24 protein-coding genes are annotated in these 23,508 nt (G+C 57.8%); 11 read left to right on the top strand and 13 right to left on the bottom strand.

Annotation, left to right across the window (positions count from 1 at the left end):
• Nucleotides 1–29 precede the first annotated feature (29 nt).
• The 7 genes from ACP15F_RS01675 to ACP15F_RS01645 all read left to right on the top strand — a co-directional run bounded on the left by ACP15F_RS01675 (nucleotide 30) and on the right by ACP15F_RS01645 (nucleotide 5,152).
• On the top strand, nucleotides 30–617 hold the full coding sequence (locus tag ACP15F_RS01675; protein ID WP_424939119.1) for a hypothetical protein: 588 nt from the start codon (nucleotides 30–32) through the stop codon (nucleotides 615–617).
• 202 nt (nucleotides 618–819) lie between these two features.
• Nucleotides 820–1,695 carry a TIGR01459 family HAD-type hydrolase gene (locus ACP15F_RS01670; RefSeq protein WP_424939118.1) on the top strand — a complete coding sequence of 292 codons (876 nt, stop codon included), beginning with the start codon at nucleotides 820–822 and terminating at the stop codon, nucleotides 1,693–1,695.
• Between the two features lie 198 nt (nucleotides 1,696–1,893).
• Entirely contained in the window at nucleotides 1,894–2,337 is a 444-nt protein-coding gene (locus ACP15F_RS01665; protein ID WP_424939117.1) for a MaoC family dehydratase, read from the top strand.
• Nucleotides 2,338–2,413: 76 nt separating this feature from the next.
• Entirely contained in the window at nucleotides 2,414–3,364 is a 951-nt protein-coding gene (locus tag ACP15F_RS01660) for a bifunctional riboflavin kinase/FAD synthetase (protein ID WP_424939116.1), read from the top strand.
• The gene (locus tag ACP15F_RS01655) at nucleotides 3,361–3,651 is read left to right on the top strand and encodes a Dabb family protein (RefSeq protein ID WP_424939115.1); all 291 of its coding nucleotides are present in this window, start codon (nucleotides 3,361–3,363) and stop codon (nucleotides 3,649–3,651) included. Before ACP15F_RS01660 ends, ACP15F_RS01655 begins: the two co-directional genes overlap by 4 nt.
• A complete protein-coding gene (locus ACP15F_RS01650; RefSeq protein WP_424939114.1) occupies nucleotides 3,651–4,103 on the top strand; it encodes a YcgN family cysteine cluster protein in 453 nt (150 codons plus the stop codon). The genes ACP15F_RS01655 and ACP15F_RS01650 overlap by 1 nt, the downstream gene beginning before the upstream one ends.
• A complete protein-coding gene (locus ACP15F_RS01645; protein ID WP_424939113.1) occupies nucleotides 4,103–5,152 on the top strand; it encodes a threonine aldolase family protein in 1,050 nt (349 codons plus the stop codon). Before ACP15F_RS01650 ends, ACP15F_RS01645 begins: the two co-directional genes overlap by 1 nt.
• A gap of 19 nt (nucleotides 5,153–5,171) precedes the next feature.
• Here the strand turns inward: ACP15F_RS01645 and ACP15F_RS01640 are convergent, their stop codons facing one another.
• Nucleotides 5,172–5,993: an alpha/beta fold hydrolase gene (locus ACP15F_RS01640; protein ID WP_424939112.1), complete on the bottom strand. Its 822-nt coding sequence runs from the start codon at nucleotides 5,991–5,993 to the stop codon at nucleotides 5,172–5,174.
• 2 nt (nucleotides 5,994–5,995) lie between these two features.
• Nucleotides 5,996–6,595 (bottom strand): 2-hydroxychromene-2-carboxylate isomerase, encoded by a 600-nt coding sequence (locus ACP15F_RS01635; protein ID WP_424939111.1) that lies wholly within the window; start codon nucleotides 6,593–6,595, stop codon nucleotides 5,996–5,998.
• Between the two features lie 107 nt (nucleotides 6,596–6,702).
• Between ACP15F_RS01635 and ACP15F_RS01630 the strand changes: the two genes are divergently transcribed.
• Nucleotides 6,703–7,716, top strand: coding sequence for a ribose-phosphate pyrophosphokinase (locus ACP15F_RS01630; protein ID WP_424939110.1), 1,014 nt, complete (start codon nucleotides 6,703–6,705; stop codon nucleotides 7,714–7,716).
• Between the two features lie 63 nt (nucleotides 7,717–7,779).
• Here ACP15F_RS01630 and ACP15F_RS01625 read toward each other — a convergent pair whose 3' ends face one another.
• The 9 genes from ACP15F_RS01625 to ACP15F_RS01585 form a co-directional block, all read right to left on the bottom strand.
• Nucleotides 7,780–8,127, bottom strand: a complete 348-nt coding sequence (locus tag ACP15F_RS01625) for an H-type lectin domain-containing protein (RefSeq protein WP_424939109.1) — start codon at nucleotides 8,125–8,127, stop codon at nucleotides 7,780–7,782.
• 60 nt (nucleotides 8,128–8,187) lie between these two features.
• On the bottom strand, nucleotides 8,188–9,390 hold the full coding sequence (locus tag ACP15F_RS01620) for an MFS transporter (protein ID WP_424939108.1): 1,203 nt from the start codon (nucleotides 9,388–9,390) through the stop codon (nucleotides 8,188–8,190).
• Between the two features lie 105 nt (nucleotides 9,391–9,495).
• Nucleotides 9,496–9,906, bottom strand: coding sequence for a F0F1 ATP synthase subunit epsilon (locus ACP15F_RS01615; RefSeq protein WP_424939107.1), 411 nt, complete (start codon nucleotides 9,904–9,906; stop codon nucleotides 9,496–9,498).
• 58 nt (nucleotides 9,907–9,964) lie between these two features.
• On the bottom strand, nucleotides 9,965–11,389 hold the full coding sequence (atpD, locus tag ACP15F_RS01610) for a F0F1 ATP synthase subunit beta (RefSeq protein ID WP_424939106.1): 1,425 nt from the start codon (nucleotides 11,387–11,389) through the stop codon (nucleotides 9,965–9,967).
• Between the two features lie 18 nt (nucleotides 11,390–11,407).
• Complete coding sequence (locus ACP15F_RS01605; RefSeq protein WP_424939105.1) at nucleotides 11,408–12,286, bottom strand: F0F1 ATP synthase subunit gamma; 879 nt, start codon at nucleotides 12,284–12,286, stop codon at nucleotides 11,408–11,410.
• Between the two features lie 14 nt (nucleotides 12,287–12,300).
• Nucleotides 12,301–13,839 (bottom strand): F0F1 ATP synthase subunit alpha, encoded by a 1,539-nt coding sequence (atpA, locus tag ACP15F_RS01600; protein ID WP_424939104.1) that lies wholly within the window; start codon nucleotides 13,837–13,839, stop codon nucleotides 12,301–12,303.
• On the bottom strand, nucleotides 13,839–14,399 hold the full coding sequence (locus ACP15F_RS01595) for a F0F1 ATP synthase subunit delta (protein WP_424939103.1): 561 nt from the start codon (nucleotides 14,397–14,399) through the stop codon (nucleotides 13,839–13,841). The genes atpA and ACP15F_RS01595 overlap by 1 nt, the downstream gene beginning before the upstream one ends.
• 362 nt (nucleotides 14,400–14,761) lie before the next feature.
• Entirely contained in the window at nucleotides 14,762–15,529 is a 768-nt protein-coding gene (locus tag ACP15F_RS01590; protein ID WP_424939102.1) for a class I SAM-dependent methyltransferase, read from the bottom strand.
• 71 nt (nucleotides 15,530–15,600) lie between these two features.
• Complete coding sequence (locus ACP15F_RS01585) at nucleotides 15,601–16,194, bottom strand: DUF938 domain-containing protein (protein WP_424939101.1); 594 nt, start codon at nucleotides 16,192–16,194, stop codon at nucleotides 15,601–15,603.
• 131 nt (nucleotides 16,195–16,325) lie between these two features.
• On the opposite strand from ACP15F_RS01585, the gene gloB reads away from it, so the two are divergent.
• The 3 genes from gloB (at nucleotide 16,326) to ACP15F_RS01570 (ending at nucleotide 20,548) form a co-directional block, all read left to right on the top strand.
• Nucleotides 16,326–17,090, top strand: coding sequence for a hydroxyacylglutathione hydrolase (gene gloB, locus ACP15F_RS01580; RefSeq protein ID WP_424939100.1), 765 nt, complete (start codon nucleotides 16,326–16,328; stop codon nucleotides 17,088–17,090).
• Nucleotides 17,091–17,249: 159 nt separating this feature from the next.
• Complete coding sequence (gene clpA / locus ACP15F_RS01575) at nucleotides 17,250–19,577, top strand: ATP-dependent Clp protease ATP-binding subunit ClpA (RefSeq protein WP_424939099.1); 2,328 nt, start codon at nucleotides 17,250–17,252, stop codon at nucleotides 19,575–19,577.
• A gap of 26 nt (nucleotides 19,578–19,603) precedes the next feature.
• Nucleotides 19,604–20,548 (top strand): M23 family metallopeptidase, encoded by a 945-nt coding sequence (locus tag ACP15F_RS01570; protein WP_424939098.1) that lies wholly within the window; start codon nucleotides 19,604–19,606, stop codon nucleotides 20,546–20,548.
• Here ACP15F_RS01570 and ACP15F_RS01565 read toward each other — a convergent pair.
• Nucleotides 20,545–22,281: a peptidoglycan -binding protein gene (locus tag ACP15F_RS01565; RefSeq protein ID WP_424939097.1), complete on the bottom strand. Its 1,737-nt coding sequence runs from the start codon at nucleotides 22,279–22,281 to the stop codon at nucleotides 20,545–20,547. The genes ACP15F_RS01570 and ACP15F_RS01565 overlap by 4 nt on opposite strands.
• Nucleotides 22,282–22,284: 3 nt before the next feature.
• A complete protein-coding gene (locus ACP15F_RS01560; protein ID WP_424939096.1) occupies nucleotides 22,285–23,481 on the bottom strand; it encodes a biopolymer transporter ExbB in 1,197 nt (398 codons plus the stop codon).
• Between the last annotated feature and the right edge of the window lie 27 nt (nucleotides 23,482–23,508).

Below are 23,508 nucleotides of genomic sequence, written 5' to 3'. Positions count from 1 at the left end.
GTGAATCGACAGCTCAGATAGGATAGCAAATGCGTTATATACCTCTTTCCACACAGCTCGCCCGTCTTTCACGTTTGGGTGTTCTATCCTGTGCCTTAATCCTTTGCACATCTCTGGCCCAAGCGCAGATGGCTGGGCATGGGCATATGCATGGAGCAGATGGTACCGGCCATGACGAGGTCACCATGCCCGGCTTGCGTGGTGCAAACGCGACACCCGAGGAAAGCCAGGAGCTCGCGGTACTATTTCGCAACTTTCCGACGCTTGAACGAAGCGTGGAAAACCTTCCAAATGGCATCCGAACTGTCACACGGTCCACCGAACCCGAGGTCATGGAAGTGCTCGTGAGCCATGTCGTGGGCATGCTCGACCGCGTTGAACGTAAAGATGACCCTCAGATCCTCATTCAAAGTCCAACACTGAATGTGTTCTTCGAAAGGGCCGAGCATATTGCAACCGAGTTCAATGTAACTGATGCCGGGATCGAAGTGATTCAGACATCGGACGATCCTGTTGTTGTTGAAGCACTGCAACTGCACGCCGAAGAGGTTTCAGCCATGGCAGCGCAAGGCATGCACGCAGTTCACATGATGATGATGCAGCGCGCAAGAAACTGATCGGGGGGTTTTGTCCCACCAAAAAAATAATCATTGCCAACACAGGGCATCGCCTGACCGCGGGTGGGCGTGAAGCGCCCGACCATGGGGGCGGTCGGGCGCTGCCCGGCGATGCCGGGCGGACGAGTGCGCCACCAAACTCCCCCTAGCCACCTCCTTTCCCCTCTGCCATATCTCGGATGACACCCAAGGAGACCGCGCCATGACCCGTATCATCACCAGCCTGTCCGAGATTTCCGCGAACTACGACGCCCTGTTCGTCGACCTCTGGGGCTGTGTGCATAACGGGATCACCGCGTTTGATGATGCCGTGGCCGCCCTGCAGGCCTATCGCGCGAATGGCGGCTATGTGGTTCTGGTCACGAACTCGCCCAAACCCCGCGCGGGCGTGATGGAGCAATTGCCGGAATTCGGAGTGCCCTCGGATTGCTATGACACCATCGCCACGTCGGGCGACAGCGCGCGGGCGGCGATGTTCACCGGGGCCGCGGGCAACAAGGTTTATTTCATGGGCGAATGGGAACGGGACGCGGGCTTTTTCGAGCCGATGGAGGTGATCGACACTCCGGCCGAGATCACCCGCGTCCCCGTGGCCGAAGCCGAGGGCATCGTCTGCTGTGGTCCCTTTGACCCAATGGCCGATCTGGAAGAGCTGCGTCCGGCCTTGATGATGGCCAAGCAGATGGGGCAAAAGCTGCTCTGCGCGAACCCCGATATCATCGTCGACCGCGGCGAGGCACGCGAATGGTGCGCGGGCGCGGTGGCGCAGATGTATACCGAGATGGGCGGCGAGAGCCTCTATTTCGGCAAGCCGCACCCCCCCATCTATGACCTTGCGCGCCGTCGCATGATTGCAGACGGTCGGGCGACCCCGGACAATCGCATTCTGGCCATTGGCGACGGCATCGCGACCGACATTAAAGGTGCCTTGGGCGAGGATATCGATTCTCTTTTCATCACGGGCGGGCTTGCGCGGGAAGAAACAACAACCCGCATACAACCCGATCCAGACGCGCTGGATCAGTATATCCAGTCGCAGATGATTACCCCGACATATGCGATCGGATATCTGCGCTGATATAAGCTGCTGATTTTAAAGCGAAGACCCCGACTCCACTTGACCGCATTGGATTCACATGCGGCCACCTGACGCGGACGTCATGCCGTATTTCTACGCAGATTACCTCTTGATTTTCTGCAGCTGCAAAGTAATGTTATTGCCAATCAGGGCGGATATTCGTCCATTTGTTACCCAGCCTGCTACTCGGAGGGCAAAATGTTGGACAACTTCCCACGCGGAACGATCTGCATTGAAGAGCTTGAAATCGGCATGTCACGTCACATCATCAAAGAGGTGACGGACCGTGACATCGAACTGTTTGCCGAGGTCTCGACCGACCGCAATCCGGTGCATCTGGATGACGAGTTTGCAAAAGACACGATCTTTCAGGGGCGTATCGCCCATGGGATGCTCAGCGCTGGGCTGATCTCGGCCGTGATTGGCGAACAACTGCCCGGACATGGCACCATCTATATGGGTCAGCAACTGACCTTCTTGGCCCCTGTACGCCCCGGCGACATCGTGCGCGCAGAGGTCACTGTGATGGACATCGACCACGCCAAACGCCGCGTCACGCTGAAGACCGTATGCCTTGTGGACGGCAAGCCCGTTCTGAAGGGCGAGGCCAAGGTTCTGGCACCATCTGCCAAGCTGGACTAAGGCGCAGCTTTCACGAATTCGATCCGCAGGCTGCCTTGGGCTTGCACAGGCCCCGCTGGACCGCTAATGCCAGCATATGCGGATCATTCGTGACTATCAGTTTGTAGACCCATCTGACCGAGGCGCCACGGCTGTCATCGGCAATTTCGATGGCGTGCATTTGGGCCACCAGTATGTCATCGACATCGCGCGCCAGAAAGCCACCGAACTGGGTGCCCCTTTGGGCGTCATGACGTTCGAACCGCACCCGCGCGAGTATTTCGCCCCTAAAGCCCCTCCGTTTCGCCTGATGAACGCCGACACGCGCGCGCACCGGCTTGAAAAACTTGGGATCGAGGCGCTGTTTGAACTTAGCTTCAACGACACCTTGTCGGCCCTGACACCCGAAGAATTCGCCCGCGACGTGATCGTCGATGGGCTGGGCCTGACCCACGTCTTCGTCGGTGCTGATTTCCATTTCGGCAAGGATCGTGCGGGCACACCCGAAGTGCTTCAGGCGCTTGGCCAGAAGCTGGGCTTCGGCGTCACCGTTGCGCCCTTGATGTCGGATGATGTGGGCGAAGTTAGCTCGACTGCGATCCGCACCGCTCTGACCGAAGGCCGCCCGCGTGACGCAGCCCGTATGCTTGGCCACTGGCACCGCATTGATGGTGAAGTGATCCGCGGCGACCAGCGTGGTCGCGATCTGGGTTATCCCACCGCCAACATGTCGATCGCAGGGCTCCACCCGCCGAAATTCGGCGTCTATGTGGTCGAGGTCGAGATCCTGACCGGCCCGCATCAAGGCGTCTATGGAGGCGCGGCTTCAATGGGGACACGTCCGATGTTCGGGGAAAACCTGCCCAACATCGAAAGCTTCATTTTCGACTTCAAGGGCGACATCTATGGCGAACAGCTGTCCGTCGCCCTGATCGACTATCTGCGCCCGGAAGAAGTGTTCGACGGGCTGGACGCCCTGATCGCTCAGATGGACGCGGACTGCGCGCGCGCGCGCGACATTCTCTCTCAACTCTCGAGCCGCCCATGATCCGTCATATCGTTTTCTTCACCGCCAAACGCCCAGAAGACCGTGATCGCGTCCGCGAAGGGTTGGAGCTTTTAAAGGGCATCCCGGACTGCATTCGTTTGGAAATCGCCGAGAACCGTTTTGAGGATCCGATCCCCGGCCCCTCGCCCGATGTGGTGGTCTATGGCGAGTTTGAAGACGAGGCCCAGCTGGCTGCTTATAAAGCGCATCCGCTGTATCAGGAATCGATTGCCCGCGTCCGCCCCCTGCGCGAGATGCGGATTGCGGCCGATTTTCTGGCCGACTGATGGGGAACTCTCTGCGTAAGAAGTTCTGGGAACGTCCGCTGGATCAGCTGACACCTCAGGAATGGGAAGCGCTGTGTGATGGCTGCGGTAAATGCTGCCTGAACAAGCTGGAAGATGAAGACACCGGAGACGTCGTCTTTACCCGCGTCGCTTGCCGCCTTCTGGATGGCGAGACCTGCCAGTGCTCGCAATACGATATTCGCCTACAATTCGTGCCGGAATGCATCCACCTGACGCCGGAAAACATCGGCGAAACAGCCTATTTCATGCCAGCATCCTGCGCCTATCGCCTACGTCACGAAGGCAAACCCTTGTACGACTGGCACCCGCTGGTATCGGGCGATCCGGACAGCGTGCACAAGGCTGGGCGCAGCGTTCAGGGCTGGACGGTGCCGGAATTCGAAGTCCCGGAAGACGAATGGGAAGACCACCTGATCGAGGAGCCACACTGATGTTTTTCGCCTCTGACAACACAGGTCCTGTGCACCCGAATGTGATGGCCGCTTTGGCACGCGCCAACGAAGGTTACGCCATGCCTTACGGGGCTGATGATATCATGGAACAGGTTACCGCCCGCATTCGCGAGGTGTTCGAAGCCCCCGAAGCCGCGGTGTATCTGGTGGCAACGGGCACAGCGGCGAACTCGATCTCGCTGGCAACGCTGACGCAGCCTTTCGACACGATATTCTGTTCACCCGAAGCGCATATCCACGAGGATGAATGCAACGCACCCGAGTTCTATACAGGTGGTGCGAAACTGACACTGGTGCCCGCCGAAAATGCGAAGATGTCTCCTGACGCGCTGCGCATATCCATCGCGGGCGAGGAAAGCCGCGGCGTGCATGGCCCGCAGCGCGGCCCGGTGTCGATCACCAACGTAACCGAACGCGGCACAGTCTATTCAGTGGCCGAGATCAAGGCCCTGTGCGATGTGGCCAAGTCCTTTGAAGTCCCTGTCCATCTGGACGGAGCGCGCTTCGCCAATGCATTGGTCGCTTTGGGATGCACTCCTGCCGAGATGACATGGAAGGCTGGCGTGGACGTCGTCAGCTTCGGCGGCACCAAGAATGGCTGCATGGGTGTGGAAGCTGTCATTTTCTTCGACCCCAAACACGCATGGGAATTCGAACTCCGCCGTAAACGCGGCGGGCATCTGTTCTCGAAGAACCGCTATCTGGCGGCGCAGATGCTGGCCTATCTGGATGGCGATCTGTGGCTGGATCTGGCGCGTCAGTCGAACACGGCCAACGCACGGTTGGTGCGCGGCCTGAAACAGATCGACGGCGTCGTATTCCTGCACGAGCCAGAAGCTAACATGAGCTTTGCAGGTTGGACTCGGGCAGGCCATCAACGTCTGCATGACGCGGGTGCTGCCTATTACATCTGGGAAGGCCAACTTGAGGGTGAAAATCCCGACGAGATCCTGACTGCCCGCATGGTCGCAGACTGGTCCATGTCGGACGAGAAGGTCGATCGGTTTATCGAGCTGGCACGGGGGTAATCCCTGCCCGATAGGCTGATCAGGCGGCTTCGACCTGCACAATGTGTTCGCGAGTACAGGCGGCAACGTCACTTGAGTGACTGATCGGCCCCATATGCCCCGCGCCGGAAATCACTTTTCGGCTGACATTCGGGAAACGAGCCTGCATCCGATCATGAACGGCACGCACTAGATCGGGCGAGCGTTGCCCCTCTAACAGCAGAACCGGCAAGGTCACTTTTTCCAAGGCTCCCGGCGCGACCTGTCCGTGCACATCTTCATGCGTCACACTGCGTCCTGCTGGGATCAGGTGGATGCGGTCTGCCATGTCTTGTTTCAAACGGGCTGGCAGCGCCTCCCATCCGGCATCGCCGCCCCACTGGCAATTGAACAGACGCGCTGCTTCCATCCGGTCGCCAGCGCGCATCGCCTCGGCAAAGACACCGTTCATATAGCGGTGGTTCTCGGCATAGGCTGGATCATCTTTGGCGGTGGTGAACAGGACAGGTTCAAACAAGGTCAGGCTGCGCACCTTGCTTGGCGCGATTTGGGCCACCCGCAGAGCGATCGTCCCTCCGAAGCTGTGACCGACCAGATCGACCGGTCCTTGCGCACGTCGCGCTAGCAACTCCAAAGCCACGTGCGTCGCGGCGTCCTGATAGTCGCCCTGCCCGTCCCAATCCGCGCTGCGCCCATGCCCCGGCAGGTCATAGGCCAGCGATGTCATATAATCACCCAAAACTGTCCGCACACCGCGCCATGCGCCTGAATGCGCCAGCGAACAGTGGATGAACAGCCCCACGCGCGGACCGGTGCCCTGCTGGTCCCAATAGGTCGGGCACCCGCCCAGATCTTCCAACATGTTCAGCCCTTGTCGGCCAGATATGCATCCAGAAGGTCAAGACGATCTTGACCCCAGAACTTTTCGCCATCGTCGCAAACATAAAAAGGCGATCCGAACACGCCCGCATTCACCGCGTCGTCGGTATTTTTCGCGTAGGTCTCGGCCCCCATCAGAAGACCGCTGTCCGCAAGTGACGGATCAAATCCGGCCTCGGTCAGGCATTCCTTGATGACTGCATCTTCGGCGATGTCTTTCTCGTCCATCCAGATCGACCGCATCAAGGCATCGACCAGCGCGCCAACATCTCCTGTCCCAGCGTTTTGGGCCGCGATGATCGCATAAGATGCAGGCGCACCATTGGTGGGCCAGTGCGCCGGATTGAAGTTGATCGGCATGTCCAGCGCCTTGGACCAGCGCTTCAGCTCTTGCATGCGATACTCCATGCGCGACGGGTGGCGATCTTTCGGCAACTGTCCCCCTGTGCGGGTAAAGAGCTGTCCAATATCAACCGGCTTGAAAGTAACCGACACCCCGTGCTTGTCCGCAATCTGAGCGAACCGCCTGCCGCCAAAGAAGGCCCACGGCGAAAGCACTGTGAAATAATAGTCAATATGGTTCATTTTTCGGTCCCCTGTTGCGCCAATGCTGTTTCCCGAAATCTATCCCGATGCTATTGGGTGTCAACGTCACGATTCTGTCATACAGAGCAATTCTGGGATCTGCTGCCATGCCTTCCATCACTGAACCGAAACTTATCTCGGGCAATGCCAACCGCCCGCTGGCCGAAGCTGTTGCGAAACGCATGTCTATGCATCGCGGCTCGAATGTTGGGCTTGTCGACGCGCGTGTCGAACGCTTCAACGATCAAGAGGTCTTCGTCGAGATCTACGAGAATGTGCGCGGCGAGGATATGTTCATCATCCAGTCGACCTCGAACCCGGCAAATGACAACCTGATGGAACTTCTGATCATGTCGGACACGCTGCGCCGGTCGTCGGCGCGCTCGGCCACGGCTGTGATCCCCTATTTCGGCTACGCCCGTCAGGATCGACGCACCAAGGCCCGCACGCCGATCTCGGCCAAGCTGGTGGCCAACCTGATCGCACAGTCGGGCATCGAGCGGGTTCTGACAATGGACCTGCACGCGGCCCAGATCCAGGGCTTCTTCGACATCCCCGTGGACAACCTCTATGCCAGCCCAATCTTTGCGCTGGATGTGAAGCATCACTTCAAGGATTGCCTGGACGAAGTCATGGTAATCTCACCCGATGTCGGTGGTGTTGCCCGCGCCCGTGAACTGGCAAAACGCATTGGTGCGCCTCTGGCAATCGTCGACAAACGTCGCGAAAAAGCCGGTGAAGTGGCCGAGATGACCGTAATCGGTAACGTAGAAGGCAAGCGCTGCATCATCGTGGACGACATCTGCGACACCGCTGGCACTCTGTGCAAAGCCGCCGAAGTTCTTATGGAGCAAGGCGCACAGGAAGTGCATTCGTATATCACCCATGGCGTCATGTCCGGTCCTGCCGTTGAACGCGTGCAGAACTCGGTAATGAAATCTCTAGTGATCACCGATTCCATCGAACCGACTAAGCCGGTTCTGGATGCCAAGAACATCCGCGTCGTGCCCACCGCACCGATGTTTGCACAAGCGATCCTGAACATCTGGGGCGGCACGTCAGTCTCGTCGCTGTTCGACCACGACACGCTAGAGCCGCTGTACGAAGGAATGTATTCCTAAACTCGGCGACCAGAGACACGAAAGGGCCCCGCGGGGCCCTTTTTTTATTCAACTGTCTTGGTTTTAAACGTCCCAGATTTCGTCATCTGTAACTTCTCCGATCGCAAGCCAATCAGTCCGAACACGCGCAACCCGCGTGTCTCCCCAAGTGCGGAACAGGATATCAAATCCTTCCGTCGTTATATTCTCGGCCTGAATGTCGGCCCGTTGGTTGCTTTCGCCCGCGATGTCCCACATCGACATCGAGACGGTGACTGTGGGGGGCGTCAGGAAAGGCTCAGAGAAACTGATCGCCGACCGCAGTTTGCGCGGACCACTTCCAGTCCACATCTCTCCGTCATGTTCGAAATCCGAGAACAGTACCTTGCTGCCTCGGTCCACGCCCAGCATATGGGGTCGAATTCGCTTCATAATCTAACGTAGTCCATAAAATTCAGACAGTTCATGCCCAAAAACTATGGATAAAACAAGTTAACGTTGAGTCTTCAGCCGTAAAAAGTAGGGCAGAAGGATCAAAACGATCAGCCCGGACAGCAGAAATGGAGCACCGGGCATGTAGATTGGAGCATCCGAATCCGCAAAATACTGGAAGACGCCTGTTACGACCATTGGCGCGATCACAGCAGCGATTGACCCTAAGCTGGCGATAACACCTTGAAGCAAACCCTGCCTATCTTCAGAGACCATATTTGCCATCATGGCGGTCATCGTCGGGGGCGCCATGTCAGCTAGTGCTGCGACGATAATGAATGAGAACATCACCCAGACGTTTCCGGTCAGACCGAACGCAATGAACGCCACGAGAGCGCAAATGATCGAGAAGATCAGGGTCCTGTATTCTCCAAGCTTTGGCAGCATGAAGCGCATGACAACGCCTTGCGTGAATGCAACCGCGATCCCGTAAGAGGCAAGGGAAATGCCAATCAGCGCCGTCCCCCAGCCAAAGACCTCGCGCGTCCAGAATGCCCAAAGTGTGGGATAGACCATGTTGGCAAATTCAAATGCAAAGATCAGGATGAGCGGCAGCATCAGACCGGGCAGACGGAAGGCGTCTAAGATCGAACCAAATGGGTTTAAGTCGCGCTTTGTAAAAGCCCGGCGCTTCTCTGGGGCTAAGCTTTCGGGTAGCAGAAACAAGCCAAACGCTACGTTCACCGCTGCCAACGCAGCCGCCAGCCAAAACGGGGCCGTAATGTGGACGCTGGCAACCAAGCCGCCAATCGCAGGCCCCATGACAAACCCGATGCCAAACGTGGCCCCGATCAACCCGAAGTTTGCTGCTCGTTCCTCGGGCTTTGAGATATCCGCAAGATAGGCAGTCGCAGTAATATAGGTCGCGCCTGCGATGCCCGCCAGCACACGCCCAATCAACAACCACCAGAATGTGGTGGCCAATGCCATCACCACATAATCAACAGCCAGAGTGACCAGTGCCAGTAGCAGCACGGGACGCCGTCCAAGACTATCCGAGATCCCGCCGATCACCGGCGCAAACAGGAACTGCATCGCCGCATAGGACGCCATAAGGATACCGCCCCAAAACGCACCGTCAGCGGTGTTGGCAGCCCCCACACGCTCCATCAGGTCGGGCATGATTGGAAACACAATCCCAATGCCCACAGCATCCAGAAGGATGGTGGCCAAAATGAACCAGATAGCCCCGCGGTTTTGCATCATGCGCTCCTTTGCGCATATCTGTGACGCGAAGAACGGCAAAGCGCAAACGCAAAAAGCCCCGCCGATTAGGGCGGGGCTTTTCAATAATCATGTTCCGCGGGCTTAGCCTTTCACGGACAGACCCAGTTCACTTGCCATTGCAGCGATATCCACCGTGCGTTTGGCCAGTTCGTCCAAGTTCTCGGCGGTTGCGTTTTCCGATGCGGCAGCCGCATCCGAAACGAACCCGTCCAGAACATCCTGTGTCACTTCCGAAACAGGCAGGGCGCGTTCGGCCAGAACCGAGGTGCCATTGGCGGTCACTTCAGCAAACCCACCAGTCACAGCGAACTCGGCGTTGCCTTCCGGCGATTCAACGCGAACGATACCAGGGCGCAACGTGGTAATCGTCGGCGCGTGGTTCGGCATCGCAGTCATGTCGCCATCGGCGCCCGGCAGCTGAACGGCGGTTGCCTGAAGCGAAGCGAGGCTCCGTTCGGGCGACACCAGATCAAATTGCATCGTATCAGCCATTTGGGATCTCCTTCAGGGGTGATCAGGGGGAGGGTAACCTCCCCCGTCTCGGTCCCGATTAAGCAGCGTCAGCTGCCATTTTTTCGGCTTTGGCGATCACTTCATCGATGCCGCCAACCATGTAGAAGGCGCCTTCGGGCAGGTGGTCGTATTCGCCAGCCACAACAGCCTTGAACGACTTGATGGTGTCTTCCAGCGGAACCTGAACACCGTCCGAGCCGGTGAACACTTTTGCCACGTCGAAGGGCTGCGACAGGAAGCGTTCGATCTTACGAGCGCGCGCAACAGTCAGCTTATCTTCTTCCGACAGTTCGTCCATGCCAAGGATGGCGATGATGTCCTGCAGCGACTTGTAGCGCTGAAGGATTTCCTGAACGTCGGTGGCAACCTTGTAGTGCTCTTCACCGATGACCAGCGGGTCAAGCAGACGCGAAGTCGAACCAAGCGGGTCCACAGCCGGGTAGATGCCTTTTTCCGAGATCGCACGGTCCAGAACGGTCGTAGCGTCAAGGTGGGCAAACGAGGTTGCGGGTGCAGGGTCGGTAAGGTCATCCGCAGGTACGTACACGGCCTGAACCGAAGTAATCGAACCCGATTTGGTCGACGAAATACGTTCCTGCATGGCACCCATGTCGGTGGCCAGCGTCGGCTGATAACCAACCGCCGAAGGAATACGACCCAGCAGAGCCGAAACTTCCGAACCAGCTTGGGTGAAGCGGAAGATGTTGTCGACGAAGAACAGAACGTCCGAACCGGTGTCGTCACGGAACTGTTCCGCCAGGGTCAGACCCGACAGAGCAACACGCATACGTGCACCGGGAGGCTCGTTCATCTGGCCGTAGACCAGCGCAATTTTCGACTTCTCCAGATCGTCGGGAACGATAACGCCCGATTCGATCATCTCGTGGTACAGGTCGTTACCTTCACGGGTACGCTCACCAACACCAGCGAACACGGACACACCCGAGTGCACTTTAGCGATGTTGTTGATCAGTTCCATGATCAGAACGGTTTTACCAACGCCGGCACCGCCGAACAGACCAATTTTACCACCCTTGGTGTAGGGGGCCAGCAGGTCGATAACCTTAATGCCGGTGGTCAGAATTTCGGTTTCGGTCGACTGGTCTTCAAAAGCCGGTGCGTCGCCGTGGATCGGGCGGCTGGCTTTCGATTTCACGGGGCCTTTTTCGTCAACGGGCTCGCCGATGACGTTCAGGATACGGCCCAGAGTGGCGTTGCCGATCGGAACAGCGATCGGAGCACCGGTGTCGGTGACTTCCTGGCCGCGAACCAGACCTTCGGACGCGTCCATAGCGATACAGCGGACGGTGTTTTCACCGAGGTGCTGCGCCACTTCCAGGACGAGTTTGTTGCCATTGTTGTCGGTGTTGAGCGCGTTCAGAATTTCGGGAAGGGCATCCTCGAATTGAACGTCCACAACGGCGCCAATCACCTGAGTGATTTTACCTTTAGCGTTAGCCATTGTTGTTTCTCCGGTTCCTTAGAGCGCCTCAGCGCCCGAAATGATTTCGATAAGTTCGTTGGTGATCACGGCCTGACGCGAACGGTTGAACTGAATGGTCAGTTTGTCGATCATGTCGCCTGCGTTGCGGGTTGCGTTGTCCATAGCGGACATCCGCGCGCCCTGCTCGGAGGCACCGTTTTCCAACAGCGCGGTGAAGACCTGCGTTGCCACGCCCGAAGGCAGCAGCGTTGCAAGAATGCCTTCTTCCGACGGCTCATAGTCATATACGGTCGACACTTCTTCAGCACCCTCTTCAGGGGCATCGAAGCTGGCCGGAATAACCTGCTGGGCAGTCGGGATCTGGCTGATCACGCTTTCGAACTTGTTGTAGAAGATCGTCGCGACGTCGAACTCACCCTCGTTGAAACGATGGATAAGGTCGTTGGCGATGCCTTGCGCGTTGTCGTAACCGACGTTGCGCACACCCGAAAGATCCACATGGTCAACCATCTGGTCTTCGAAGTCGCGCTTCAGCTGTTCACGACCCTTCTTGCCAACAGTCAGCATTTTGACTGTTTTGCCCGAAGCGATCAGTTCTTCAGCTTTGGCGCGCGCCATTTTGGCGATCGACGAGTTGAAGCCACCGCAAAGGCCGCGCTCGGCAGTCATGACCACAAGCATGTGGACTTGATCCGAACCCGTACCCGAAAGCAGTTTCGGAGCGCTGTCGCCCCCCGACGAAGCTGCCAGCCCACCCAGAACGGCGTTGAACCGTTCTGCGTAGGGACGACCTGCTTCGGCCGCTTCCTGTGCCCGCCGCAGTTTTGCGGCGGCCACCATCTGCATGGCCTTCGTGATCTTCCGCGTCGACTTGACGCTTTCGATCCGATTTTTGAGGTCCTTAAGGTTGGGCATCTGTCTGAGCCCCCTTAAGCGAAGTCAGCGGCGAACGCGTCCAGCGCTGCTTTGACCTTGTCCTCAAGCTCACCTTTAACCTTGCGGTCATTGTCGGTGATGTCGGCAAGAAGATCGGCGTGTTTCTGACGCAGGTGGTTCAGAAGGCCTGCTTCGAAACGACCAACTTCGGATACGTCGATCTTGTCCAGGTAGCCGTTGGTACCAGCATAGATCACGCAAACGATTTCAGCGTTGGTCAGCGGCGAATACTGAGCCTGCTTCATCAGTTCCGTCAGACGGGCACCACGGTTCAGCAGCTGCTGGGTCGAGGCATCAAGGTCCGAACCGAACTGAGCAAACGCAGCCATCTCGCGATACTGAGCCAGCGACAGTTTAACCGGGCCAGCAACCGACGACATTGCTTTCGTCTGAGCCGACGAACCAACACGCGAAACCGACAGACCGGTGTTCACAGCAGGGCGGATACCCTGATAGAACAGCTCGGTTTCCAGGAAGATCTGGCCGTCGGTGATCGAGATCACGTTGGTCGGAATAAAGGCCGACACGTCGCCACCTTGGGTTTCAATAACCGGCAGAGCGGTCAGCGAACCTGCGCCATAGTCTTCGTTCAGCTTGGCCGAACGTTCCAGCAAACGCGAGTGAAGATAGAAAACGTCACCCGGATAAGCTTCACGGCCCGGCGGGCGGCGCAGAAGCAGCGACATCTGACGATACGACACAGCCTGTTTCGACAGGTCATCATAGATGATCAGGGCGTGGCGACCGTTGTCGCGGAAGTGCTCGGCCATCGCGGTTGCGGCATAGGGTGCCAGGAACTGCATCGGAGCGGGGTCCGAAGCGGTTGCAGCAACAACGATCGTGTATTCAATCGCGCCGCTTTCTTCCAGTTTCTTCACCAGCTGCGCAACAGTCGAGCGCTTCTGGCCAACAGCTACGTAGACGCAGTAGAGCTTCTTGCTCTCGTCGTCGCCAGCGGCTTCGTTGTACGATTTCTGGTTCAGGATCGCGTCCAGAGCAACGGCAGTTTTACCGGTCTGACGGTCGCCAATGATCAGCTCTCGCTGGCCACGGCCGATCGGGATCATAGCGTCAACCGATTTCAGGCCGGTTGCCATCGGTTCGTGAACCGATTTACGCGGGATGATGCCCGGTGCTTTAACGTCAGCGACGTTGCGCTTTTTGGTTTTGATCGGACCTTTGCCGTCGATCGGGTTACCCAGACCGTCAACAACGCGACCCAGAAGTTCGTCACCAGCAGGAACGTCCACGATGGAGTTCGTACGCTTTACAGTGTCGCCTTCTTTAATGTCGCGGTCGGAACCGAAGATAACAACACCAACGTTGTCAGCTTCAAGGTTCAGAGCCATCCCGCGGATACCACCGGGGAATTCGACCATCTCACCTGCCTGAACATTGTCCAGACCGTATACACGAGCGATACCGTCACCGACCGACAGAACGCGGCCAACTTCGGCCACTTCGGCTTCCTGGCCGAAGTTCTTGATCTGGTCCTTCAGGATCGCAGAAATTTCTGCTGCTTGGATACCCATTATCCGACCTCTTTCATGGAATTCTGAAGTGCATCGAGCTTGGCCTTGACCGACGTATCGATCATTTGCGAGCCCACTTTCACGACCAGGCCACCGATAAGCGATTCATCGACGGCCAGGTTGATGTTTACATCCTTGCCGGTTGAGGCTTTCAGAGCCTTGGCAAGTTTGTCTTGTTGCGCCTTGGTCATGGCTTTGGCTGCGGTCACTTCTGCAGTGATCTCACCCTTATCCTCGGCGATCAGGGCGCGCATGGCGTCCAGAAGCTGAGGAAGCACGAACAAACGACGTTTCTGAGCCATCAGGCTCAGTGCGTTTGCGACCGTCGACGAAAGTTTCATTTTCTTGGCGACAGCTGCGACAACGCCGGCCTGTTCTTCGCGGGTGTGCACCGGCGAATTGATCAGGTCAACAAGATCAGAGCTATCGGCGAGAGCAGCATCAAGAGCGGCAACATCCGCTTCAACTGCTTTCAGTTCTTTGCCCTCTTTGGCCAATTCAAAGATGGCCGTGGCATAACGTTGGGCAATGCCAGTTGAGATCGAGACTGGTTCGGACACGTCCACCCTTCCGATGTACTAAGCCCCATCGTGGTTTGCGTGGCAAACCGGGGCGGCCTACAGAAGCCGCACTTTCGCGCGTACTATCTAAATCGTCGTCGCATGTAACAGGGAATACCCTACCTCGCAACAGGCTTGCGCGGGTTTATCGCCAACATTTCAGGCTTAGGTTTCGTTAGATTTCGCCGCCAATCCGCGCATACCCCTTAACCCTAGGGACAATTTGCCGATTAGCGGGCGAAACATGGGCACCTCAAAACGGAATACCTTTGCATACCGTTTAGCCCTGAAGCTGTGCTTTTCAGGCATAATCTATTGGTATGCAGTTCAAACCGGCGCTCAAAGCGCGACTGATTCTGTGCCTAAAGCTTGCCCTGCCGCGAGGCACTGGGCTCGGGTACGCCAAGCCCTTCCAACACTTTCATGGGTCGACGGACTGCCTGCGCCAGTCCCGGGCGCTTGGGGGCCGGCACCTGTTTCGTGACCTCAACCATCAACACGCCGCCAGCGAGTATGACAGGCAACTGATGGCCAGCACGTTCCCAGAAGGTGCCGGTCTTGCGCCAGAACCGTTTTCCTGACGGAGGTTGATACAAGGACGACAAGTGTCGCTCGACCTGAAAGCCATGCTCGCGCAATTGGCCTTCCAGCTGCCCTAAAGAATATGGCCGCCCATAGCCAAATGGCGTGGCATCCGACCGCGCCCACAATCCGGCCCTGTTAGGCGTGATAAACAATGCGCGGCCGCCGGGGCCAAGCACGCGATAGCATTCTTCCAGCAATTGGCTGGGCGTCTCGGAGGTTTCGAGCCCGTGCATCACAACCAGCCGATCCACCATACCCGTGTCCAAGGGCCATAAGGTATCTTCCACCAGCACCGAGACATTAGGCATGCCGGCCGGCCACGGCATCACACCCTGCGGTGCGGGCATCAGCCCGACCACCCGGCGCGCTGTAGGCAAGTAGGGTCGCAGCAAAGGCACCGCAAAGCCGTAACCCGCTACGGTTTGCCCTTTGGCTTGGCCTTGGGGCCACAAACTGATCACTTTCTCTCGGATCGCCTTTTGCGCCGCGCGCCCCAACATGCTGCGGTAATAGAAATTCCTTAGATCCTGCACATCAAGATGCATGAAACGTCCGTCGACCCCGGTCTGTTTAAGCCGAGATTACCTGATCACTTTAAAAATGGAATGCCCGATCTTCACGCTCCGGAGCGGCGCAACACCAGAGCAAGGTTGTTGGCTGGCATTTCGATCAAGTCGGCGCGGCGCAAGCCAGCGTCCGCAGCCCAAGCTTCAAGCTTCTCTAGATCCTTGTATCCGATTTGCGGATCATGGGCTGTCAGGGATGCGTGAAACGCCTTGTCCCCATCGCTGCGGAAGTCTCCGCCAGTACGGAACGGACCGTAAAGGAACCAACACGCGCCAGGTGCCAGATTGCGCGCAACGCCTGCAATGACGGCCTGCGCTGTGGGCGCATCGATCAGATGCATCAGGTTCACGGTCACGACCATCGACATCGGCCCGGTGCGCCAAGAAGGTGCGCTGGCATCCAGAAACTGGGCCATCCGCATGTTTTGAATGCCGCGTTCAGCCCGCCATGCATCAATGCTGTTCAGACGTTCGGGATCGATATCCGTAGGCTGCCAAATAATGTTCGGAAACTTTCTTGCGTATTCGACGATATGCTCGCCGGTCCCCGAGGCCAGCTCTAGCGCGACACCCTGCGACGGCACATAACGGGTCATGGCCTCGAGAATTGGCGACAAATTACGTGCCGCAGACGGCGCGGACATGCGGCCATCTTCGCGCTCATGCGCAACTGAATGAGGCTTTTCTCCCACCATTTTTATCCCTCAGACGCATAACCAGTATTGAGGCTCTGGGTTGTTTGAGCAAGACTGATCCCCCAACACGGAGAACCAATATGCTCGAACTCGTCACAATTCCCTGCCTTTCGGATAATTATGCATTTTTACTGCATGACGCCAAGTCAGGGAAAACCGCGCTGATCGATGCTCCCGAATCTGCCCCAATCGAGGCCGAGCTGGCAAAACGCGGCTGGAGCCTGTCGGAAATTTGGCTGACTCACCACCATTGGGATCACATTGACGGGGTTGCCGATTTGGTTGCCACCACAAATGCGCGCGTTGTTGGGGCCGACGCAGACAAACATCGCCTGCCGCCGCTGGATCAGGCACTTGTGCCGGGAGCCAGTTATGACTTTGCGGGGCACACCGTCGAAGTTCTGGACGTCCCCGGCCACACGATTGGCCACATTGCGCTGTATGTTCCCGCTGCCAATGCTGCCTTCACCGGGGATAGCCTGATGGCCATGGGATGCGGCCGCTTGTTCGAGGGTCGCCCTGAGCAGATGTGGGATAGCCTTCAACGCCTGTCCAAACTGCCCCCTGATACGCTGATCTGTTCGGGTCACGAATACACGGCAGGCAATATCTCGTTCGCGATCACGATCGAGCCAGAGAACGACGCTTTGCGTGCACGCCGAGAACAAGTCGAAACCGCCCGCGCAGAGCGCCGTCCAACGGTCCCGTCCCTTCTGTCGGACGAACTGGAAACCAACCCATTTCTGCGTGCGCACTTGTCGTCCGTCAAAGCGGCCCTACATATGAAGACCGCCACCGATGCCGACGTCTTTGCCGAGATCCGCGCCCGGAAAGATGATTTTTAAGTCAAATCCCGCGAAATCACGCTTGTGCGAGCAGAAATTGACCAGAAAGGTCTTGATAGCGACGCAAGGACAACCGAACCTTAACTATATGAGGCAACGGTTAATAGGCGAAGCAATCGCCAGCGATGTCCACCGCTGAACTTACGAGGAGTGCGCAACATGCCATCTTTTTCAAAACCCCTCGAAGAGGCCATCCATCAGGCGTTGGCTTTGGCAAATGACCGCAAGCACGAGCTTGCGACGCTAGAGCATTTGCTGCTGGCCCTTCTGGACGAACCAGACGCTGCACGAGTGATGCAGGCCTGTTCGGTCGACCTTGATGTGCTGCGCAAGGTGCTTGTCGAATTCATCGACGAAGAACTGACGTCGCTGATTACTGATATCGAGGGCAATGAAGCAGTGCCTACTGCCGCCTTCCAGCGCGTGATCCAACGTGCTGCGATCCATGTTCAAAGCTCGGGCCGGACCGAGGTGACGGGCGCCAACGTTCTGGTCGCCATCTTTGCCGAGCGTGAATCGAACGCGGCGTTCTTCCTGCAAGAACAAGACATGACCCGCTATGACGCGGTGAACTATATCGCCCATGGAGTCGCGAAAGAGGCCGGCTTTGGCGAGGCGCGCCCGATCTCTGGCTCGACTGAATTCGATGACGAGGATGTGCAAGATGCCCAACCCGCCGAAGAAAACGATAGTGCGCTCGCAAAATACTGCGTCGATCTGAACGCCAAGGCGCGTGAAGGCGAAATCGATCCCTTGATCGGACGCGCCCATGAGGTCGAGCGTGCGATTCAGGTGCTCTGCCGCCGCCGCAAGAACAACCCGCTTCTGGTGGGTGATCCTGGCGTGGGCAAAACCGCAATCGCAGAAGGTCTGGCCACCAAGATCGTCGGCGGCGAAACGCCCGAGATCCTGTCGGAAACCACGATCTATTCGCTCGACATGGGTGCGCTTCTGGCAGGGACCCGTTATCGCGGAGATTTCGAAGAACGCCTGAAAGCCGTGATGAAAGAGCTGGAAGACCACCCCGACGCGGTTTTATTCATCGACGAAATTCACACGGTGATCGGTGCCGGTGCGACCTCGGGTGGGGCAATGGATGCCTCGAACCTGCTGAAGCCTGCGCTTCAGGGCGGCAAGCTGCGCTGCATGGGATCGACCACCTACAAAGAATTCCGCCAGCATTTCGAAAAAGACCGCGCCCTGTCGCGTCGTTTCCAGAAAATCGACGTGAACGAACCGACGGTCGATGATGCGGTGAAGATCCTTCAAGGCTTGAAACCGTATTTCGAGGAGCATCACGGCGTGAAATACACGGCTGATGCGATCAAGTCGGCCGTCGAGCTGTCGGATCGCTATGTCAACGACCGCAAGCTGCCGGATAAGGCCATCGACGTAATCGACGAAGCCGGTGCCGCACAGCATCTGCTGATCGCTTCGAAACGGCGCAAGACCATCGGCACGAAGGAAATCGAAGCCGTTGTGGCCAAGATCGCCCGCATCCCGCCGAAAAGCGTATCGAAAGATGACGCGGAAACCCTGCGCGATCTTGAGAAGTCACTGAAGCGCGTTGTGTTCGGTCAGGATACCGCGATCGAGGCGCTATCTTCGGCGATCAAACTGTCACGCGCCGGTCTGCGCGAACCCGAAAAGCCCATCGGCAACTATCTGTTCGCTGGCCCGACCGGTGTGGGTAAAACCGAAGTTGCCAAGCAACTGGCCGACAATCTGGGAGTGGAACTTCTGCGCTTTGACATGTCCGAATATATGGAGAAACACGCGGTCAGCCGTCTGATCGGTGCACCTCCGGGCTATGTCGGTTTCGATCAGGGCGGTCTTCTGACCGATGGCGTTGATCAGCATCCGCATTGCGTATTGCTGCTGGACGAGATCGAGAAGGCACACCCGGATGTCTACAACATCCTGCTGCAAGTGATGGATAACGGCGAACTGACGGACCATAACGGCCGCACCGTCAGTTTCCGTAACGTGGTCTTGATCATGACCTCGAACGCGGGCGCGTCCGAGCAAGCCAAGGCCGCAATCGGCTTTGGCCGCGACCGTCGCGAGGGCGAAGATACCGCCGCCATCGAACGCACGTTTACGCCGGAATTCCGTAACCGTCTGGACGCGGTGATCAGCTTCGCGCCGCTTGGCAAAGAAGTGATCCTGCAAGTGGTCGAGAAGTTCGTACTGCAACTTGAGGCCCAGCTGATGGATCGTGGTGTGCACATCGAACTGACCCGCGCTGCTGCCGAATGGATTGCAGACAAAGGCTATGACGATCGCATGGGCGCACGCCCCTTAGGCCGCGTGATCCAAGAGCACATCAAGAAACCGCTGGCCGAAGAGCTTTTGTTCGGCAAGCTGGCAAAAGGTGGTTTGGTGCAGGTGGGCATCAAAGGTGGCAAGCTGGATCTTCGTTTTGAAGAACCCAAAACACCGCGCATTGGCCGCCGCAAGAAGCCCCCGCTTCTGCCCGCAGACTGATGCGTGCCCTTGGGGCTGCACTATTGATGATCAGCGCCGCAACTCCGGTTGCGGCGCGTGATCCGGTTCTGAGCTTCCCTGTAGACTGCGCGCTAGGGAAAGACTGTTTCATCCAAAACTATGTGGATGCTGATCCCAGCAAAGGGGCCGCTGATTTCACCTGTGGCGCGCTCTCAAACGACGGCCATACCGGTACGGACATCGCGCTGATCTCGGACGTAGCTGCACAGGCAGGCGTTGACGTTAGGCCAGTCGCGCCCGGCGTGGTGCGTAGGGTTCGTGTTGGCACCAAAGACCAATTTCTTTCGGCCTCTTTCGAACATCTCCACGGGCAGGACTGTGGCAACGGAGTCGTGGTTGATCACGGCGGCGGTTGGGAAAGCCAATACTGCCATCTACGCAATAGCAGTGTCACTGTCGAAATTGGACAGCGCGTAGGATTGCAAACCACACTTGGCCAAATCGGCATGTCCGGACGAACCGAATTTCCGCACTTGCATCTTTCCGTTCGCAAAGACGGCCAGGTCGTCGACCCCTTCAACGCGGATCCATTGACCTATTGCGGCGGGGATGATGCACGTTCCCTCTGGGCTGACAAGATCGACTATCTCCCCAGCGGTTTTGTGAATGCAGGGTTCGGTTTCCAACTGCCTGATTTTGACAAAGTAAAATGGGGACAGGCGCACCATCGCCAGATCAACATCGGGGATGGCGCACTGGTGTTCTGGGCACAATTGTTTGGCGCACAGACGGGCGACCTGATGCGCCTTGTCATTCATGGTCCAATGGGAACCTTCCATGATCACGAAGAGGTATTGGATGCCACGCAGGCCCGAGCCATGCGCGCGGCCGGGCGGCTTCTTCACAACGGAAACACGCAGCCCGGTCATTACCAAGGCATTGCGTCTCTGATGCGCGGCGGCCACGAAATCGACCGCATCACAATCACAACAACCCTGACAGCGCCCTAACGCTCGGTCAGTTTCAACTCGATCCTGCGGTTCTGGGTGCGGGCTTCAGGGGTGTTCTCAGGGTTCACCGGGCGGTATTCGCCAAAGCCGGTCGCGGCCAGCCGTTCCGGCGGGAAGCCCAACTCATCGATCATGTACTCGACCACCGACAAGGCGCGCGCCTGACTGAGGGCCCAATTGTTGCGAAACTCGCCCGTGCCGGACAACGGCACGTTGTCCGTATGTCCGTCAACGCGGATCACCCAATCCACCTCGTCCGGGATCTCGCCGGCCACGTCTGACAGCAACAAGGCGACACGCGCAACCTGTGCTTGACCTTCGGGCTGAAGTTCTGCACGAGCACTGGCGAACAGCACTTCGGATGAGAACACAAAGCGGTCGCCCACGATCTGAACACCCTCGCGGTTGCCCAAAACCTCGCGCAGCTTGCCAAAGAACTCGGACCGATAAGCAGACAGCTCTTTGGCCTCTTCCTCCAGCCGTTTTCGCTCGGCCTCTTCTAACTCGGCGCGTCTGCGCTCTTCAGATGCAACTCGCGCAAGGGCCGCATTCAGCTCGGACCCCAGCTTTTGGATTTGAACCTGTGCAGCCTGATCGCGTGTTGATCCTTCATCCAGAATGGCCTGCAAACTACCCAGCTGCGTCCGTAATGCGGCGACTTGTTCGTTTAGCAGCGCAATCTTGCGCTGGCTTTCAGCACTTTGAGCCTCTTCCTCTGCCAGCGCCAAGTTTGCAGCCGCCAGCAGGCGCGCACGTTGCTCGGACTCGGTAAGCGCTTCACTCGCAAATTGTTCGGCGTCCAGACGCGCTGCCAGTTCCGCGTCAAGCCGGTCGCGCAGTTCTGCTGTGTCCTGCCCATCAGCTGCCTGTTCCTCGAGCTGCAACAAGGCCGCCGCCAACCGCTTGTCCAGATCCACGCCCGCGGTCTTGGCCGCTGCCAGAAGGGTCAGCGTGTCCTCCGCCCGTTTGCGCTCTTCTTCAAGGGCCAGAGTCATCGCGGTCAATTCGGTGTCTGCATTCTGCAGCCGTTCACGCAGGGCTTCAGCAGCTGCGGCTTCGGCCAAACGCCCGGCCTCTTCTTCGTCCAGCGCCGTCTGTCCATCGGTGACCTTCACTTCTAGATCAGCAACCAATGCCTCCAACGCCTCGCGTTTGGCTGCAGCGAGACGCGCATCCTCGGCGCTGGCGTCAACTTCGTCACGCGCTTTGGCCAAGGCCAGTTGCAACGCCTCTTGTTCGTTCAACAGTTGGGTGCGGGCGACTTCAAGCTCTTCAACACTCGCGCTAAGTGCCTCACCCTCGGCCAAGGCACGATCCCGTTCGGATAAAAGCGTAGCCACCTGGGCCTCGAAACTGGTGATCTTCGCAGCCTGAGCGGTAAGCTCAGCAGCTTGGCTTTCAGTCTGCGTCGTCAGCTGGGCAATCATCGCAGCCTGCGCCTCAGATATCGAACGCGCCTCGCTGAGCGTCGCATTCAGTGTGCCGACTTCGCCCTGAAGTGCCTCGGTTCGGTTGCGCTCCAACCCCAGTGCATCCGCTAGCTCGGACACCTGTGCCGACAGCTCATCCAACTCGTTTTCTTGCCCTGAGATCGTCTCGCGCAGGATAAACTGCACAATCATGAAGATCGTCAGAACGAACATCAGAACCAGCAAAAGCGCGGTCATTGCATCCACGAATCCGGGCCAGATTGACCCGCTCATGCGCTGGGTTGATCGGCGGGTCAGCGCCATGGCTTAGCCTTGCTCCTGACCCGAGGCGACACGGATCGCGTGGGTCAGAGTTGCCAGATCACCGCGCAGATCGGCCAAGCTTTCCTGCCGTCCCGCCTGCATTTCTTCCAGAATACGCAAAAGCTGCACGTCAATCGAACGCAGGCGCATCCGGCTTTCTGCATCCACATGCGTTTCCTCATCAGAAGCGTTGGTCTCAAGGATCTGGCGCACGGCCTCTTGGCTTTCGGCGATCTGCATCAATGCTTGCGTCTGCCCGTCATCCTGCGCCAATTGCGTTGTCAGCGCTTCGACATTGGTTGCCAACGACCGCAACCGCTCATCCATCATCGTGCGTTGTGCATCCGTTTGAACAAACATGGTCTGCATGGTTTCGATCTGCTCGGCCAGAATGCCCAGATAGGCGCCGGCTTCAGACGCGTCTTCACCATCACCCGAGGCATAGCTGAGCTTGGTAATGGTCGACAGCCATTCTTCCAGTTCACGATAGAACCGGTTCTGACCGTGACCTGCGAAAAGCTCCATCAATCCGACGACCAGCGATCCGGCAAGCCCCAAAAGCGAGGACGAAAACGCTGTACCCATGCCGCCAAGCTGCTCTTCCAACCCGGTCATCAGGCGGTTGAACACCTCGACCCCACCTTCGCCTTCGCCCGGTGCAAGCGAGCGAATGGTTTCAACCACTGCGGGGACGGTTGTCGCAAGGCCAAAGAACGTGCCCAGAAGGCCAAGGAAGATCAACAAGTTGACGATGTAGCGCGTGATGTCGCGCGCTTCGTCGATCCGGGTGGCGATACTGTCCAGGATCGAACGCGATGACGCCGCGCCGATCTGAAGTTGCGTCCCACGATTTGAACGCATCAGGGCCGCCAGCGACGCCAAAAGGCGCGGGGCGCTGTCGGGATCGTGCGCGTCGCGCTGCTGTACAAAGCCCTCGATCCAACCGACCGAGGCGAAGACTTGCCAAACCTGCCAGAAACAGGCCAGCAGACCGATGACAAAGACGAACAGGATAAACCCGTTCAAATACAGGTTCGCCATGAACACTGGCAGCACATGCGGCAACGCCACGAATGTGCCGAAGCCAACAAGGCCCAAGGCAATCAGCATCAGAACGATCTGACGCACGGGATGGGTAAAAGACGGCTCGATGCCTTTTCTTTTGGGCGCGGTCAGCGTCCCGCGATCCGGGTGATCCATGCGGGGTAAGTCCTTGTCGCCATTGTT

Origin of the sequence: Aliiroseovarius sp. S253 (assembly GCF_049800855.1) — a bacterium.
GTDB lineage: Bacteria > Pseudomonadota > Alphaproteobacteria > Rhodobacterales > Rhodobacteraceae > Aliiroseovarius.
This window is presented reverse-complemented; position numbering and strand designations above follow the sequence as displayed.